The organism is Paenibacillus sp. FSL E2-0178 (assembly GCF_038593005.1).
Taxonomy (GTDB): domain Bacteria; phylum Bacillota; class Bacilli; order Paenibacillales; family Paenibacillaceae; genus Paenibacillus_AQ; species Paenibacillus_AQ phytohabitans.
Genome location: NZ_CP151953.1, coordinates 8,330,527 through 8,346,813, shown reverse-complemented (window position 1 = coordinate 8,346,813; position 16,287 = coordinate 8,330,527). Strand labels below are relative to the sequence as shown.

Genomic DNA, 16,287 nt, shown 5'->3' with positions numbered 1-16,287 from the left:
AAAAAAAATCCAGGCGCATACTCATCCGGGTTTTCTCCTCCAGTCTGTTACCAGCTTTCATTGGCCCGGATTTACTCACTACTACGAAACGATCCGCCATCTCGCAATCCTTCGGCTTGGCTTTCCCTTTCGGTTATACCTCCCCTACCTTGTCCGCGTTTGCGTCAAGGAGACTACGAGACTTCCCTCAGTTATCTGCACCTTCTATTCCATCCATCCTGACCCTAATCACGTCGATGAGTTCTACAGGTCATTTCCCTTTGGTTGTTTTCCTGTAAAATATACGTTCTCGTATAAGCTTCCCCGTTTTTCGGGCGGGTCGCCCGACATCGCCGCCACCTCTGGTTCACTGCATTCCGGGCTGGACTTTGCCTGCAGGCCCTTCGGATTCTTCCTCACGGAAGACACCCTGCCTATCCGTGCAACCTTCGGTTGCCGGATATCTACTTCGGCTAGGGCACTTTAAAGGGTAAAGTTACCGGGTGGATTTGAACCACCTAGATGGTGCGACTGTGAGGCGCACCAAAAAAAGCCCCCAGCGCTTAAAGCGCCAAGGGCTGCTATATCCTAGTAAAGCGTCATGTACTGATCTCTTTCCCATTCGTGAACCTGGGTGCGGTAGATATCCCATTCAATTTCTTTAAGTTCGTAGAAGTGGGCCAGCGCATGTTCGCCGAGAGCTTCGGTAATAACATGGCTGCGGATCATTTCGTTCAGGGCTTCCTTCAGATCGGACGGCAAGCTTGGGATGCCTTCTTCAATCCGCTCTTCCTCAGACATCACATAGATGTTACGGTCGATTGGAGCCGGAAGATCAAGCTGGCGTTTGATTCCGTCCAGACCTGCCTTCAACATTACAGCAAGTGCAAGGTAAGGGTTAGCTGCCGGGTCCGGGTTGCGGACTTCAACGCGTGTGCTAAGCCCTCTGGAAGCCGGAATACGGATCATCGGGCTGCGGTTGCTCGCAGACCAGGCCACGTAGCAAGGAGCTTCATAACCAGGCACCAGACGTTTGTATGAGTTGACAGTCGGGTTAGTGATCGCAGCAAAAGCACGTGCGTGCTTCAGAATCCCCGCCATGTAATAACGGGCAGTTTTGCTCAGACCCAGTGTGTCACTCTCGTCATAGAACATGTTCTCGTTGCCTTTGAACAAGGATTGGTGTGCGTGCATACCGGATCCGTTCATGCCAAATAGCGGCTTAGGCATAAAAGTAGCATGCAGGCCGTGCTGACGGGCTACCGTCTTCACGACAAGCTTGAAGGTTTGAATCTGGTCCGCTGCCTTGATAGCATCGGCGTATTTGAAGTCAATTTCATGCTGGCCGGAAGCCACTTCATGATGGGAGGCTTCCACTTCAAAACCCATTTCTTCAAGCGTCAATACGATTTCGCGGCGGCAGTTCTCCCCAAGATCCATCGGCGCCAAATCGAAATATCCGCCCTGATCGTTCAGTTCAGTGGTCGGGTTACCCTTCTCATCTGTTCTGAACAGGAAGAATTCAGGTTCAGGTCCAACGTTCATAGCAGTGAAGCCCATTTCTTCAGCTTCGAGCAGACAACGTTTGAGGATACCGCGCGGATCTCCGGCAAACGGTGTTCCGTCTGGCATATACACATCACAAATCAGACGTGCAACACGACTATCCGTCACCCAAGGGAAAATCACCCAAGTGCTAAGATCCGGATACAGGTACATATCGGATTCTTCGATCCGCACATAACCTTCGATGGAGGAACCGTCAAACATCATTTTGTTGTCGAGTGCCTTTTCCAGCTGACTTACGGGAATTTCCACATTTTTGATTGTTCCGAGCAGATCGGTAAATTGCAGGCGAATAAACCGGACGTTCTCGTCCTTGGCAATACGCAGAATATCCTCTTTAGAAAAGCTCACTTTACCCTCTCCCTTTCAAAATCTCTATGTTATTTATTAAAAAACCGGGATAGCTCGCCTTGGATTAGAGACACTTGTCCCGGTCTTTTACCGGAAACCAGTTCCTGCTTAAGCAGACGGTGAAGCTGTGAATCGGATAATTCTCTACGCCGAACCTCTGTATCAGGGGTAATGACTGTAGCTTCTTCGGATTCCTTCGAGACAGGATTCATCACCTGCTTAATGCCGGCAATATTAACACCCTTCTCAATCAATGCCTTGATCTCTAGCAGACGTTCAACATCATTAAAGGAGAACAAACGCTGGTTGCCGGATGTGCGCGCGGGTACGATCAGACTGTGCTGTTCATAATAACGAATTTGTCTGGCAGATAGATCGGTTAACTTCATTACGATTCCTATAGGGAATAATGCCATATTTCTGCGGATTTCATCACCCATGACTCATCCAACCTTCCAATGATCTTTTTCTCATCTCATTGTACATTTCCTTATATGGCGTGTCAATGGTATGTGAGTTTTTCTCACAAGATTTCTTTAAGCCAATGAGAGATTAAGTGAACAAAGTGTCAGCTACATGGGACCTGGCTTCCCGCAGTATATCACATAGATCAATCCTCAAGCAAAAGTACCGTACTGCAAAACACCTTCACTCATACATGCACATTGAACGACTTCAACTTTTCAGGAACTCCTTTTTCAAAAGAAAATGTAACCGGCTAAGGTTCAATCACCAGCTCCCCTTCTCCCGCCGGGCTCTCAAATCCGCTCAAAAACCGGGTCAGAATCTCTTCCGTGATTGGAAAAGCCGCATTAGCATCAAAACGCCCGCTCCGGATGAGAAGCCTTTGACGCAAATCGTCCGGATGGACTTTTAAATGTATCAGCACCCACTCGCCTCCAAGATGCTTAATCAGCTGCTTATATTCAGCCCGCTTCTGCCGCTGCCAAAAGCTGAAATCAATAACAACATGACGGTTATCCTGAATTAGCTTCACCAGCTCCCCCCGCAGCTTGATTTCCGATTGTTCCTTAAAGGATTCATAAGCCTGCTCAGGATAATCTACACCAAAACGGCCATGTGTACTCCAAATATCCTCATCGATCGAGAGCCTGACGAACCCCGCTTTCTCCAGCTTCAGCGCAAAAGTCGTTTTCCCCGAGCCAGCCACACCGCACATCATCACTACAACGGGAGCTTTGCTCACATTTTTTTGTTGTGTTAAATATTCTATCGCTGCCGCTTCATTCAGCATAGACTTCATCTCCTCTTCACTTTGAGCATAGGGGAACGCTTCTCCTTAAACTACGTAGATATAGTATAAAACTACTACGAGGTGACTTCTATGAACCAGAATAATCTCATTTGTAAAGCTTGCGGAAATAACACTTTTGCTGAAGGAAAACTGGAGGGCTACGCTAATGTAAGGCCTGTAAATAACTACTTTTCTTTTGGTTCGAAGCTTACATTAACAATTTGCAAAAGATGCGGCGAAGTGGCTTCTATGAAAGTAGATAAATTTGAGAAATTCTAATTGAGTCCTCCAATGCAAATAACCGGACAGCACTCTGCTGAGTGTCCGGTTATTGTACGTTCACAATTAATTAAAGTAAATTGCGTTCTCTCATACTTTGCAGGGCCATTAGTACCCCGTATTTTACATGAGAGTAAGTTAGTCCGCCCTGCATATACCCGATGTACGGCGCCCGGATTGGCGCGTCCGCAGATAGCTCCAGACTTCCGCCCTGAATGAACGTCCCTGCCGCCATAATGACCGGATGCTCATAACCAGGCATATCCCATGGCTCGGGAACAACGTGGCTATCTACTGCCGCTGCACGCTGAATTCCCTGCACGAAAGCAATCAGATGCTCAGGTCCGTCAAAAGCTACTGCCTGGATCAGATCCGTCCGCGGCTCATCCCAGGCTGGCTTGGTCGTAAACCCGCAGCGCTGGAATACAGCGGAAGCGAAAATACTGCCCTTCACAGCCTGCCCTACGGTATGCGGAGCCATGAAGAGCCCCTGATACAGTCCACGCGTCGTCCCCAGCATGGCACCGACTTCTCCGCCTATCCCGGGAGCTGTCAAGCGGTATGCGGCCAATTCCACCAGATCTGCCCGGCCGCAGATATACCCGCCTGTCTCGGCAATTCCGCCGCCAGGATTCTTAATCAATGAACCGGCAACAAGGTCAGCACCAACCTGAGGGGGCTCCAGAGTCTCGGTGAACTCCCCGTAACAGTTGTCTACGAATACAATTACATCAGGTTTTAGTGTTTTCACCTTCGCTACCATCTCACCGATCTCAGCAACAGTGAAGGAAGAACGCCAATCATAACCGCGGGAACGCTGGATTCCTATGACCTTAGTTTTATCGTTTACGGCTATAGCAACCTCGTCCCAGTCAATTTTACCGTCAGCCGTCAGTGCAGTCTCGCGGTAGCCGATGCCAAAATCCGCCAGAGAGCCTGTCCCGTCGCCGGGCTTGCCAACCACCTTATGCAGTGTATCGTAGGGGCGTCCTGTAATGTATAGAAGCTCGTCTCCGGGACGGAGCACACCGAAGAGCGCCGTTGATATCGTATGAGTGCCTGAAGCGAAATGCGGGCGTACTAGAGCCGCCTCCGCGCCGAATACTTCGGCATAGACCAGATCCAGTACCTCACGCCCCCGGTCATTGTAGGCATATCCCGTAGACCCGGCAAAATGAAAATCACTGACATGCTGGCGCTGGAAGGCTTCAATGACCTTCCACTGATTATGATCTACAATTTTATCCAGCCGCTTAACGGCAACTTCAATTTCTAGCTCTGCAGCTTCCGCTGCCTGTAATAGATCCTCTGCAAATACTGCCATTTCCCCTCAATCTCTCCTTACCCTACTTTCACTTTGTCAAAGCTGAAAATATCTGCGCCATTCCGATAGGAACAGTGACCGTCTCAGCGAGAAACCCCGCACAGCAGCGCTTGCCCCGAATCATCCGAAGCAGAACTGAGGCTATGCGGGGACTTGTAATACCTGTACCTATACCTGGCCGCTTGCACTTATTGCGGTTCGATGAATTCAGCTAGCTTGTAGCTCCATTTATCATAGTCCTCTTTATTCAGACGAACGTTATAGAGTACGTCATTCCCGTCATAATTCTGTTCAAGCACTTCTCCAACCCGGTAGAGCAGTGATGACAGGTCTCCCCGGTCCCCGGGAATCCGGAAGATCAGGGTATCCCCGGCCAGTTCATCGCTGATAATCTCCGTAATCCGGGTCAGGTCATCCTGATTAAAAGCACTGATCTTCAGGAATCCCGGACCTGTAGGAAGCATTTCCAGCTGCTCCGGCTGGCACAGATCGGTTTTGTTGAACAAGACGATCTGCGGCTTTCCTGCGGCTCCCAGATCCTGCAGAATCGACTGGACAACATCCATCTGCTCTTCACGCATCGGCGAAGAGGAATCAACGACATGCAGCACCAGATTCGCTTCATTCACTTCCTCCAGTGTAGCCCGGAAGGAGGCTACCAGATCATGCGGCAGGTTCTGAATGAACCCTACAGTATCTGTAAGGACAACTTCTTTGCCCCCTGGAAGCTGCAGCACTCGTGAAGTCGGGTCGAGAGTCGCAAACAGCTGGTTCTCAATATACACATCTGCATCCGTAAGCTGCTTCAGCAGTGTCGATTTTCCGGCATTGGTATAGCCAACGAGGGCCACCTGGACAGCACCGCTCTTACGGCGGCGTTCACGGTGCAGCTCACGTGTCTTGATGACCTCATCAAGCTGCCGTTTCAGTTCAGTTATCCGGTCGCGGATATGGCGGCGGTCGGTCTCCAGCTTGCTCTCCCCCGGTCCTCTTGTACCGATTCCGCCGCCGAGCCGCGACAGATTCTTGCCTTGTCCGGACAGACGCGGAAGCAGATAAGAGAGCTGCGCCAGCTCAACCTGAATGATGCCTTCCCGGGTCTTCGCCCGGCCGGCAAAAATATCAAGGATCAGCTGGGTCCGGTCAATAATCTTCAGATCCAGCGACTCCTCCAGATTCCGCACCTGTGCGCCGGACAGCTCCTGGTCGAAGATCGCCGTGTTGGCACCCAGACCGTCAGCAGCCATCCGCAGCTCTTCTACCTTCCCCTTGCCGATGAACCATTTGGAATCCGGGGTTTCCTTATTCTGCCGGATAACATCGAGCACCTCCACCCCGGCCGTTTCAGCCAGCTGGACCAGCTCCTGGAGTGAAAGCTCGGGATCAATGCCCGTGCGTTTGATTTTGTCCGTGACCAGACTGACGAGTATTGCCCGGTCCTGAACATCTGTTTGGGTATCATGTGTGGTGATTGCCATTAATTAAGTGCTCCTTATCTCTATGCATTCATGTCTTACAATTTGAAATCCTCCGTCCGCAGGGTCATCAGCTCCTGCTTGCCGGGACTTGTGCTTTCATACTGATTCAGCAGCCGTACTGCCTGCGAGCGCACCGCCTTCTCAATACTGTTGCGCACGTACCTTGCGTTACTGAAGGCATGCAGACTTTCTGTTTTTTCAAGCAGTAAAGCCTGCTTAAGTTTGAGTATGGCCTGCGGCATCAGAATATAATCGCGTTCTTTGGCCATTAGCTCGGCAATCTGCAGCAGCTGGTCGGTCGTATAGTCAGGAAATTCCACCTGAATCGGAAACCGTGAGGGCAGACCGGGGTTGCTCATCAGAAAATAGTCGATTTCTCCGGAATAACCGGCCAGAATCAACACAAATTGACTCCGGTGATCCTCCATGGATTTCACCAGTGTGTCGATGGCCTCCTTGCCGAAATCCTTATCTCCCCCGCGGGCCAGACTATAGGCCTCATCGATAAACAGAATGCCGCCCAGCGCCTTTTTCACCAGATCCCGCGTCTTCTGGGCTGTGTGCCCGATGTATTCGCCCACCAGATCGGCCCGTTCCACTTCAATGAGATGGCCTTTGCTGAGCACACCCATCCGCTGGAACAGCTTCGCAACAATCCGTGCTACGGTTGTTTTGCCTGTGCCGGGATTTCCCTTGAAGACCATATGATAGGCCTGGCCCCCACTGGCGAGTCCGGCTTCACTGCGCATCTGCGCTACCTGCAGCAGGGCATATATCTCAAAAACTAGCTCTTTGATATTATCCAGACCTACTAACGCGTCCAGTTCCCGGCTGAGTTCCTGGAACAGTCCGCTGTGGCTGTGATTTCTGGAGGGGGCCGGTCCGCTGGCACTGTCTGCGGGTGAGCTGGCCACCGGCGCCGGATCCTGATTCCTCAGCACAATATTGATCTGCCGTGACGGTCTTCCTTCATCCCGTCCACTTGCCGCCGCTACATGTCCGTTCACCTTGTTCACCTCATTATACAGGGCTGACTTGCTCTAAACAGTCTATTCCGGTACAGGGGGTGTTATTAGCAGTTTCCGAAATTAGCAGATTTATAAAGATAACTGCTGCATTTTCCATTTGGTATAGGCGAGGATTTCGCGTGTCTTGTACTTGAACATCGACATGACCTCAGACTCCGTAACCCCAAGCTCCGGGTTCGTGAACTTAAGCTCACGTGCAATCTCCAGCGCACGGCGGCCATGGAAATCATGCGTAATGATAACCGCAGTAGACAAGCCCTCCTGCTGCATCACAGCCTTACTGAACAGAAGATTCTCATAGGTGCTGGTAGACTGATTCTCCAGATAGATCACATCCTCCGGAACACCGTGTGCCACCAGATACCTCTTCATTCCTTCGGCTTCAGTATACTTGTAATCCGGATGATCCAGACCTCCGGAAACCACAAAATGGGTGAATGCTCCTGAACGATAGAGCTCAAGCGCATAATCCAGCCGCTCCTTCAGACCCGGACTGGGTTCATCCCCCCACATCGACATGCCCAGAATTACACCTGCATCCGCTTTCACCATAGGCGCGGTTGTTTCTGCACTGTTAATTCTGCTAAATGCCACAGCGCACCAGATCAGTCCGGCAACGATGAGCAGAATCAGTGCAGCCCACAACAGGCGCTTCATACGGTAGTGGCGCTTCCGGGTGACTCTGCGAATGGGAGATGATCCTCTTTGATAGACATACCATTCCATTATTATTTCCTCCTGAACTCTCCGTGATGAAACAATTCGGCACGGTGCTTCAGTGAAAGGGAGAAATAAGGGAAGGCATGAGCATCGATACTGCGCAGTATCGTATTCGCTGTAGACCAGGCTAAATTATAGTCACTGTCAGTTATATCATCCCGTTCCAGCGCTTCCTCCAGCTCATCCTCATCCAGCAAGAACACTTCACCGTTCCACAGCACCACAACATCCAGGTACAAATCATCAAACCAGGGAACCCCTTGATCTGTTACTCCCTGAACCTTGCAGGTGTCGATATACCATTGTACAATATTCTGCCGTTCGTCAAACATGGCCGTCACAATATAGTGGCTGTCTTTAGGAAAATACTGCAGCCATGAATACCCTTTGTCCGCAATACGGTATGTATGCCTGCCATAGCTCTTCCACAGCGGCTCCTTCAGCCCGTAAATGGTATACAGTGTAATGTAACCGCTGAATTCCCGGGTTTCCACATAGCGGCAGGCAAAATGGCGGCGCGTAATCCGGCGCCAGTTGGCCCGGTCTCCGAATTTACGTTTCATATGAATAACCCTCTCAGATAATGGTGCCTTCAGCTTAACACATTTCGCGTAGACACTCAAAATATCACTGTGATCCCAGTCACCAGAAAACCCCGGCAGCCGGGAATTCTGCAACATGCAGAGCTCCCCGGGCTGCCGGGGTCAATGTTTCCTTGGATTTCATTAAACCGCTGCTATCTACTGCGTAGTATTAACGCCTTCTACAAAACCGGCATTCGGATCGCCGCCCGGATCTGTAGCGGGATCCGTTACAGGTTCGCCAGTAGTCGCGGTTGCTTCCGGAGCCGGCGTAGGCAGCGGTGTGCTTTGCACGGGCGGCGGTGTTATTTCAGGCGGAGGTGTTACTGTTCCGCCGTTATTGCCGCTGCCTCCATTGCCGTTACCATTGCCATTGCCATTACCGTTACCATTGCCGTTACCATTGCCATTACCGTTCCCGTTGTTGCCGGAGCCGTCATCACCCGGAATACCGCCGTTTCCGGAGTTGCCGCCGTTGCCAGTGTCATCCGTAGGCAGGTTCGGATCAAGTGTCGGTTCAGGTTCCGGCGTTTGCAGTTCATCCTGCACGGATACCGTTACGATATCCGAAGGCTCACTTTCCACATCAAGCTCCGGATAATAAGCTCTTACATAATATTCATAAGACAGTCCCGGCATCGCACTTATATCCCCGACACTGCCAGTGCTCGTGTTAAGGAGCTGAGTAAAATCTGCTTCTGAGGTTTCCCGGCGGTATATGCGGTAGTCCACCCCTGCAGCTTCAACCGGATTCCAGCTCAGGTTGACCGTCATGGTCGAGGCATCATAAGCCGCCTGCAGACCGGTTACAACCGGAGTCTCCTCAGGTGTCGGTGTGGCTTCAACCTCTGCCGAGCCTTTGGGAACCGGGAACGATTTGGCAGGAACGCCTTCCAGCGCTTCCTCCATGACCTTGCCCCAGAATGCTGCCGCGAGCGGACTGCTGTTCTTGAGCAGATGTTTCTTGCTCGGCTTGTCATAGCCCATCCAGACGGCTGCTGTCCATTCCGGTGTATAACCGACGAACCAGACGTCGCGGTTAGAGCTGATTCCTTCGTAGCCGCTCTGGGTGGTTCCTGTCTTACCGGCTACCGGACGGTTAATTCTGGCTTTTTTACCCGTGCCATCCTGTACGACCTTCTGCATCATCTCAGTCATCTGATAAGCCGTGTCCTCGCTCATCACCCGTTCAGCGGTGGTATTGGCCTTATAGACCGTCTTGTCATCGCTGTCGGCAATCGACTTAATGGAGTAGGCATCCCGCAGCTCTCCGCCATTGGCAAATGCGCTGTAGGCCTGGGCCATCTCCAGTGTATTAGTCCCTTCACTCATTCCGCCGAGGGCAAGCGACAGATTCTTGTCTTCATCCTTCAGATTGATGCCAAGCTTCTTGGCGAACTGGAAGCCGGTGTTCACACCGATCTCATTCAGCAGCCATACCGCCGGAATATTCTCTGATTTCGTCAAGGCATCCGCCATACTGATCGTTGTCGAATAGCCATGCAGATTGTTCGGGCAATATTTGCCGAAGCACTGCTTCTCATTGCTCAGCCTCGAATCATTCGTGAACTTGCCGGATTCCAGCGCCGGTGCGTAGGCAACCAGCGGTTTGAACGCTGAACCCGGGGAACGCCGGCTGCCGTCAACGCGGCTGTAGCCTTTTTTCTCATAATTGCGTCCGCCCATCAGCGCCACAATACTGCCGTTCTCCTGGTTGATGATCGTCATCGAACCCTGCACCAGCTCATCGTCCACGCTTTTCTCGAAATTATCACTGTCGGCAAAAGCATCCTCAATGGTCTCCTGGGCATGCTTATCCATCGTTGTATAAATTTTGTAACCGCCGATATTCAGATCATCTTCGGTAAGCCCGAATTTATCCTCAGCCTCGTCGATAGCATAATCAATGAATGCCTGGTAACGCTGCTTGCTGCTCTCAGGCGGCGTATAGTTATAGTCAACAGCCTTAGCCTCATCCATCTGTTCCTTCGTGATCGCCTTCTGATCATACATAAGCTGCAGCACAACCGCGCGGCGTTCCTTGGACAGCTCCGGATTACGCAGCGGATTATAGCGGGAAGGCCCCTTCGGCATGGCAGCCAGTGTAGCGATTTGCCACAGCTCCAGCTTGTTCAAATTACTCTCACCGAAATAACGGATAGAGGCGGCCTTGATGCCGTAAATGGTTCCCCCAAAAGGTATCCGGTTCAAATACATCGTGATAATTTCTTCTTTGGTATGCTTATTCTCCAGCGCAACAGCAATCGAAACCTCTGTCGCTTTGCGGAAGAAGGTCTTATCCCGGGTCAGGAAGATATTCTTCGCGAGCTGCTGGGTGATGGTGCTTCCGCCTTCAACCATGCTGCGTGCCGCAATATCCTTCACCGCCGCCCGTCCGATGGACCAGAAATCCACACCTTTGTGATCGAAGAACCTTTTATCCTCGGTAGCTACAAAAGCGGTGATCAGCAGCTTGGGAAGATCCTCGTATTCCACCGGATCACTTTTCTCCAGGGCGAGCTCTCCGATCAGATTCGCATTCCGGTCAAAAATCTGCGTCGGCGGATTCACCGTCAATTTACCCTGGTTCTCCTCCAGCAGCTTCTGCCCGTTCAGCATAATGAACAAATAGCCGCCCAGCGCACAAAAAATCGCCAGTGCCGTTGCAAAAAACAAACTCCATAATACACGTTTCTTAGTTAGAAATTTCTTCTTTTTCTTTGGTTTCCCTTTGGAATTCGGCGTACTGCTACCTCTGTTTCTATTGCCGCCATTCCTGGTTAGTTGGTCTCTGGACATGCTGCCTCCTGACTCCCTTAGCGGAAAAATCATGAATTATGGTCACGAATGAAAAGAACAACCTTCACAGGTTGCTCTCTCGCACTCTCTATTCAAACGATTGATAAACAAAAAGGTTTCGCTTCAAGGCTGTAAAATCTTAAATCTCGTTATTATTGTCCTGCATCAGCGATACGCTGCGCTGTGGTGTAAACGTGGAAATCGCATGCTTGTACACCATCTGCTGGCGCCCGTCGCTGTCGATGACAATCGTAAAGTTGTCGAAGGCTTTGATAATTCCCCGGATTTGGAAACCGTTAGTCAAATATACTGTAGCAGGGATATTCTCTTTGCGCAGCTGGTTCAAGAACGTATCTTGGATGTTAATGGACTTGTTCATATGACGTACCCCCAATGGTTCAATTAGATTGTTCGTAAGTATATTCAACACCTTAGAGAAACTTTCCTGCTATTATACCATGTATTCTGCAAGCACAGCAATGTAATAAAACAGGCTGAGATATGGTATGTAAAACGTTAACACATGGATGAAATCAGCTCATTTATAAAACCCTTTGAAAGTTAATAAAAGATAAACCCTGATTTTTCAGTTGTTTTTTTCTCCCAATCCCCTTTAGTTGAAATGGTTATATTTATGGTTCCCTCCACTACATATTAAATCTTCGGAGCCCTTCCGGTCAATCTCAATAGCTCCAGCATCGGCTGCGGCCCCGCTTCAACAGGTTTATCCGGCACAACAATATCCTCTAATTCAGCAGTGGCGCGTGGAGCTTCCGCATAGTCACTCTGGGCAGCTGCTCTGTTCACGCTTTTAACATTTGGGTCCCCCGGTTATCAGTACATTCGGCAAAAAGAGGCATGAAGCGGGATGTAAAAAGATGCTTCCGGTAAAGCGCGAATACGCTTTGGAAGCATCCAACAATGTTCGTGCAGCAACGAATGGATTCAATGGAGTATAACCTCAAGGGTTATATTGAATTTGCAAAGGTTTGCGCAATTTTATGCTGAATTATTGCGAAAATCTCATTATAGTCCGGACTCTCCTCCACATCGATCCATTGAATTTCTTTCATGTGGCGAAACCAGGATAACTGTCTTTTGGCAAAACGGCGGGTATCGCGCTTCAGCAGCACCACAGCTTCCTCAAGCGTTGACTCTCCCTCCAGATAGGCGGCGATCTCTTTGTAGCCCAGTCCCTGCATAGATACAAGGCTTCTGCTGTAGCCGCGCTCAAGCAGTCCCTGAACTTCAGCGACAAGTCCTTCCGCCAGCATCTGATCAATCCGTTCTTCAATACGTTTATATAGTTTTTTACGGTCCATAGTCAGCCCTATGAGACATAACTCATAAGGGGACTCCTTCTTTTGCCCTGAAAGAGAGTCGGACAGCGGAATGTTAGTCTGATGATAGATTTCCAGCGCGCGGATAATTCTTCTCCGGTCATTGGGATGCAGCCGCTCCGCACTGACCGGATCTACCGCCGCCAGCCGGGCATGCAGCGCTTCCGCCCCATGCTCCTCAGCGTAAGCATCCTGCTCGCTGCGGAAGGCCTCATCCGCCACCGCCTCAGAGAAGCGGAATCCGTAGCACAGGGACTCAATATACAGTCCAGTCCCGCCAACAATAAAAGGCAGCCTGCCCCTGCTGCTGATCTCTTCGATCAGCCGGGTGCCCTGCTCCTGAAATTCTGCGGTGGAATAGGCATCAAGCGGATCATGAATATCAATCAGATGATGGGGAATCCCCTTCATCTCAGCTTCGGTGATCTTCGCCGTGCCGATATCCATACCACGGTAGACCTGCATGGAATCCCCGGATATGATCTCGGCGCCGAAGGCTCCGGCCAGCTCCAGACTCAGCCTGGTCTTCCCTACGGCGGTCGGACCGAGCAGCACGAGTACCTTGCGTTTAGTCTCTGTTGTCAATGGTGATCACCCCGTACGATGTTTTGGCGCTTGCTCTCAGCAGCTCCGTGAAGCCCAGGCGGGCAAACTCCCCGCTCAGCGCCTTCTCTTTCAGCACAACGGTCTTACGTGCAACTCTGACTGCCTCAGCCACACTCTCCGCCGACAATGCGGCGGGATTAGCGAACTTACGCAGCGGGGAGATCGCCGCCGAATCCGTCAGCGGTACCCGGAACATGGGGTCGAAATAAACAATATCAACACTGTTGTCCGGCTGAGCCTTCAAATACTCCAGATGGTCACCCCGCTGGACATTGATGCGGCGCAGGGCTTCATTCACCTTAATCTGGCCTGAAACATATTGGCTCATCCCTTCCAGCAGCAGCGCGTACAGCGGCAGGGAGCTCTCCAGCGCTGTAACCCGGGAATACTCACCTCCGGTGACGGCAAACAGCAGCGAGTCTCCCCCGAGACCCGCCGTACAATCCAGCACACTGTCGCCGGGCAGCATGCCCGCTGCATCAATCAGGGGGTCTGATTCGCCTCTAATGATCCGTTTCGCACGGACAAACCCCATGCTGGGATGGAATTCCATAGGCGGCATCTCCGGCGTAATCAGCCGGACCGCCTCCTGCAGAACGATCAGGACCTGCTCGTCCCCATATTGATCCACAAGCTTCGCCATGGATAACTTGGCACGGGGCGCATAGAGACAGCCAGTGTGCTCAGCCAGAGTCCTGGCCCGGTCTACAATTTCCGGTATCGGGTTAAAGCCCGTGGTTATAATCATGTTGCCTCCGATCTTGCTCTCTTCAAATGTACAGTACTGCCACTACATCACGCGCTTAAACAGCTTCTCCAGATCATAGGAAGAAAAGGAGACGACTATCGGCCGTCCATGCGGGCAGGTATAAGGCTGGCGGCAGGCGGCAAGCCGGGAGAGCAGCGATTCCACTTCCAGCTCCGTGAGCTTCTGGTTAGCCTTGATCGAGGCTTTGCAGGAGCAGAGAATAGAGGATTTCTCGCGCAGCTTGGCGAGGTCAATCGACCGTTCGCTCAGCACCCACTCCGCCATCTCCTCGATGACCGCCTTCTCGTCACCTTCCGGGAACCAGTACGGCAAGGAACGGACCAGGAAGGTCTGTCCGCCGAAATGCTCAAGAAATACTCCCGCCTGCTGGAACCAGTGCAGCCGTTCGCTGAGCTGTCTGCTCTCCGAAGGCGTGAATTCCAGCGTGATCGGCAGCAGCAGCTCCTGCGATGCGTCTTCGGGCTTGCCGAATTTCTCATAGTAAAATTCATAATTCACCCGTTCATGCGCAGCATGCTGGTCGATCAGATACAGCCCGCTGTCATTCTGGGCGATAATATACGTTCCGTGATGCTGGCCGATATAATTCAGCTCGGGAAATTGCGGGAGTCCTGTGTCTTCGCTTCCGGCAGGAGCAACCGCAGGGGCGTATAACTCCTCTGCGGTTGGCATTTGTCCCCGGTCAGCCGCAGCTGCCTGCGGGCGGTAGCTGTCGCGCGGACGGGATGACGGCTGTGCTGGGGTCCCGTTCCGGTAAGGTGCAGGCGGCATGGAACCACCGCCGTATGCTGCAGCCGTCTCCCTGGTCTGAGACTGCGGCGGCAGAGAATTGCCGCCGCTTGGATAGCGCTGCGGAGCCCCGGCAGCGGCCCCACCGCCGAACAGCGGAGCACTGCTGCCGGTTAGCGGGGCTGCGCCGCCGGGGAACTGAGCAGCACTGTTCCCTCCCGGGCGCGGCTGGCTGCTGCCTCCCTGCAGAGCATCAGCATCAGCAGGCAGCCCTTGAATGGGACCGCGGCCAGCGGAAGCATCCGCAGGGTTAGCTGGCTCAGCACCTTGCTGCGGAGCTCCCGGAACCGCCCCTTTGGAAAAGGCAAACTGCTCCTGAATGAAGGAGCTGCTATTCTTTCCCCCGATAAGTTCCTTGGTTGGACGTGGTATCAGACTCTGTCCCATGAGCAGGCTGCGGATCTGCTGCTCCACGAATGCATACAGCTCGGTCTCCTTGCTGAAACGGACCTCCAGCTTAGCCGGATGCACGTTGACATCGACCAGTGAGGGATGCATGTCGAGCTGCAGCACCAGCAGCGGATAACGGTTAATCGGCAGCAGCGTATGATACGCACGCATGATCGCGGCATTCAGTCCGTTGCTGCGGATATAGCGTCCGCCGACAATCGTCGTTATGGCATTACGGTTCGAACGCGTCCATTCCGGACGGCTGATATAACCGGAGATCTTATAATCCGGGTCCTCAGCCGCGACCGGCAGCATCGCCTTTGCGGCGGAGGTGCCGTATACGGCGGCAATAACCTGTAGCAGATCGCCGTTGCCCAGCGTATGCAGCAGCTGATTGCTGTTATGCTGCAAGGTGAATGAGATATCCGGATGTGCCAGCGCCATGCGGTACATCGCATCCGAAATATGGCCCAGCTCCGTCTGGATGCTCTTCATATACTTCAGCCGTGCCGGGGTATTATAGAACAATTCCCGTACGGTGAGATCACTTCCCCGGCCGGAAGGCGCATCCTCACTCAGGATCAGCTTCCCGCCCTCAATCTCCAGCAGCCGTCCCTTCCCGTCATCACCGCTGGCAGTCAGCAGGGTTAGCTTCGATACCGCCGCGATACTCGGCAGTGCTTCCCCCCGGAACCCGAGGCTGGTGATCAGGAACAGATCACGGCCGTTGGCGATTTTGCTCGTTGCATGGCGGTAAAAGGCCGTCTCGCAATCCTCCGGCTCTATGCCGGAGCCATTATCCTTGACGCGGATGCTCTGCAGTCCGCCCTCTTCCACAGAGACTTCGATACGTGTGCTTCCCGCATCAATCGCGTTCTCCACAAGCTCTTTCACTACAGATGCAGGACGCTCCACTACCTCTCCGGCAGCAATCTGGTTGGCAATATGCTCGTCCAGCACATGAATCTTGGCCATATTCGTTCACCCCGCAATTTATAAATAATGTAGCTGCAATCTCATATTGATGTCTGAA

Annotated in this window: 14 protein-coding genes; all 14 read right to left on the bottom strand. The window is 52.0% G+C overall.

The genetic code is table 11. From position 1 onward, the window contains the following. Positions 1-567: 567 nt before the first annotated feature. Positions 568-1,896, bottom strand: a complete 1,329-nt coding sequence (glnA, locus tag MHI42_RS36095) for a type I glutamate--ammonia ligase (RefSeq protein ID WP_039299225.1) — start codon at positions 1,894-1,896, stop codon at positions 568-570. Positions 1,897-1,925: 29 nt separating this feature from the next. After that, entirely contained in the window at positions 1,926-2,336 is a 411-nt protein-coding gene (locus MHI42_RS36090; protein WP_019910684.1) for a MerR family transcriptional regulator, read from the bottom strand. A gap of 278 nt (positions 2,337-2,614) precedes the next feature. Further along, positions 2,615-3,151, bottom strand: a complete 537-nt coding sequence (locus MHI42_RS36085; RefSeq protein ID WP_342422279.1) for an ATP-binding protein — start codon at positions 3,149-3,151, stop codon at positions 2,615-2,617. A gap of 349 nt (positions 3,152-3,500) precedes the next feature. Further along, positions 3,501-4,754: a methionine gamma-lyase family protein gene (locus tag MHI42_RS36080; RefSeq protein WP_342422278.1), complete on the bottom strand. Its 1,254-nt coding sequence runs from the start codon at positions 4,752-4,754 to the stop codon at positions 3,501-3,503. A gap of 188 nt (positions 4,755-4,942) precedes the next feature. After that, positions 4,943-6,232, bottom strand: coding sequence for a GTPase HflX (gene hflX, locus MHI42_RS36075; RefSeq protein ID WP_171715967.1), 1,290 nt, complete (start codon positions 6,230-6,232; stop codon positions 4,943-4,945). Positions 6,233-6,267: 35 nt separating this feature from the next. Then, positions 6,268-7,239: an AAA family ATPase gene (locus tag MHI42_RS36070; protein ID WP_171715968.1), complete on the bottom strand. Its 972-nt coding sequence runs from the start codon at positions 7,237-7,239 to the stop codon at positions 6,268-6,270. A 90-nt stretch (positions 7,240-7,329) separates the two neighbouring features. After that, a complete protein-coding gene (locus MHI42_RS36065; protein WP_342422277.1) occupies positions 7,330-7,986 on the bottom strand; it encodes a YdcF family protein in 657 nt (218 codons plus the stop codon). 2 nt (positions 7,987-7,988) lie between these two features. Beyond that, entirely contained in the window at positions 7,989-8,543 is a 555-nt protein-coding gene (locus MHI42_RS36060; RefSeq protein WP_039299253.1) for a DUF402 domain-containing protein, read from the bottom strand. 177 nt (positions 8,544-8,720) lie between these two features. Then, complete coding sequence (locus MHI42_RS36055; protein WP_342422276.1) at positions 8,721-11,360, bottom strand: PBP1A family penicillin-binding protein; 2,640 nt, start codon at positions 11,358-11,360, stop codon at positions 8,721-8,723. Between the two features lie 139 nt (positions 11,361-11,499). Further along, positions 11,500-11,739: an RNA chaperone Hfq gene (gene hfq, locus MHI42_RS36050; protein WP_039299258.1), complete on the bottom strand. Its 240-nt coding sequence runs from the start codon at positions 11,737-11,739 to the stop codon at positions 11,500-11,502. A 275-nt stretch (positions 11,740-12,014) separates the two neighbouring features. Next, complete coding sequence (locus tag MHI42_RS36045; protein WP_342422275.1) at positions 12,015-12,167, bottom strand: hypothetical protein; 153 nt, start codon at positions 12,165-12,167, stop codon at positions 12,015-12,017. A 161-nt stretch (positions 12,168-12,328) separates the two neighbouring features. Beyond that, complete coding sequence (gene miaA, locus MHI42_RS36040; RefSeq protein WP_342422274.1) at positions 12,329-13,285, bottom strand: tRNA (adenosine(37)-N6)-dimethylallyltransferase MiaA; 957 nt, start codon at positions 13,283-13,285, stop codon at positions 12,329-12,331. Further along, positions 13,269-14,054: a class I SAM-dependent methyltransferase gene (locus tag MHI42_RS36035; RefSeq protein ID WP_342422273.1), complete on the bottom strand. Its 786-nt coding sequence runs from the start codon at positions 14,052-14,054 to the stop codon at positions 13,269-13,271. Before MHI42_RS36035 ends, miaA begins: the two co-directional genes overlap by 17 nt. Positions 14,055-14,096: 42 nt before the next feature. Continuing rightward, the gene (gene mutL, locus MHI42_RS36030; RefSeq protein WP_342422272.1) at positions 14,097-16,229 is read right to left on the bottom strand and encodes a DNA mismatch repair endonuclease MutL; all 2,133 of its coding nucleotides are present in this window, start codon (positions 16,227-16,229) and stop codon (positions 14,097-14,099) included. Positions 16,230-16,287 lie beyond the last annotated feature (58 nt).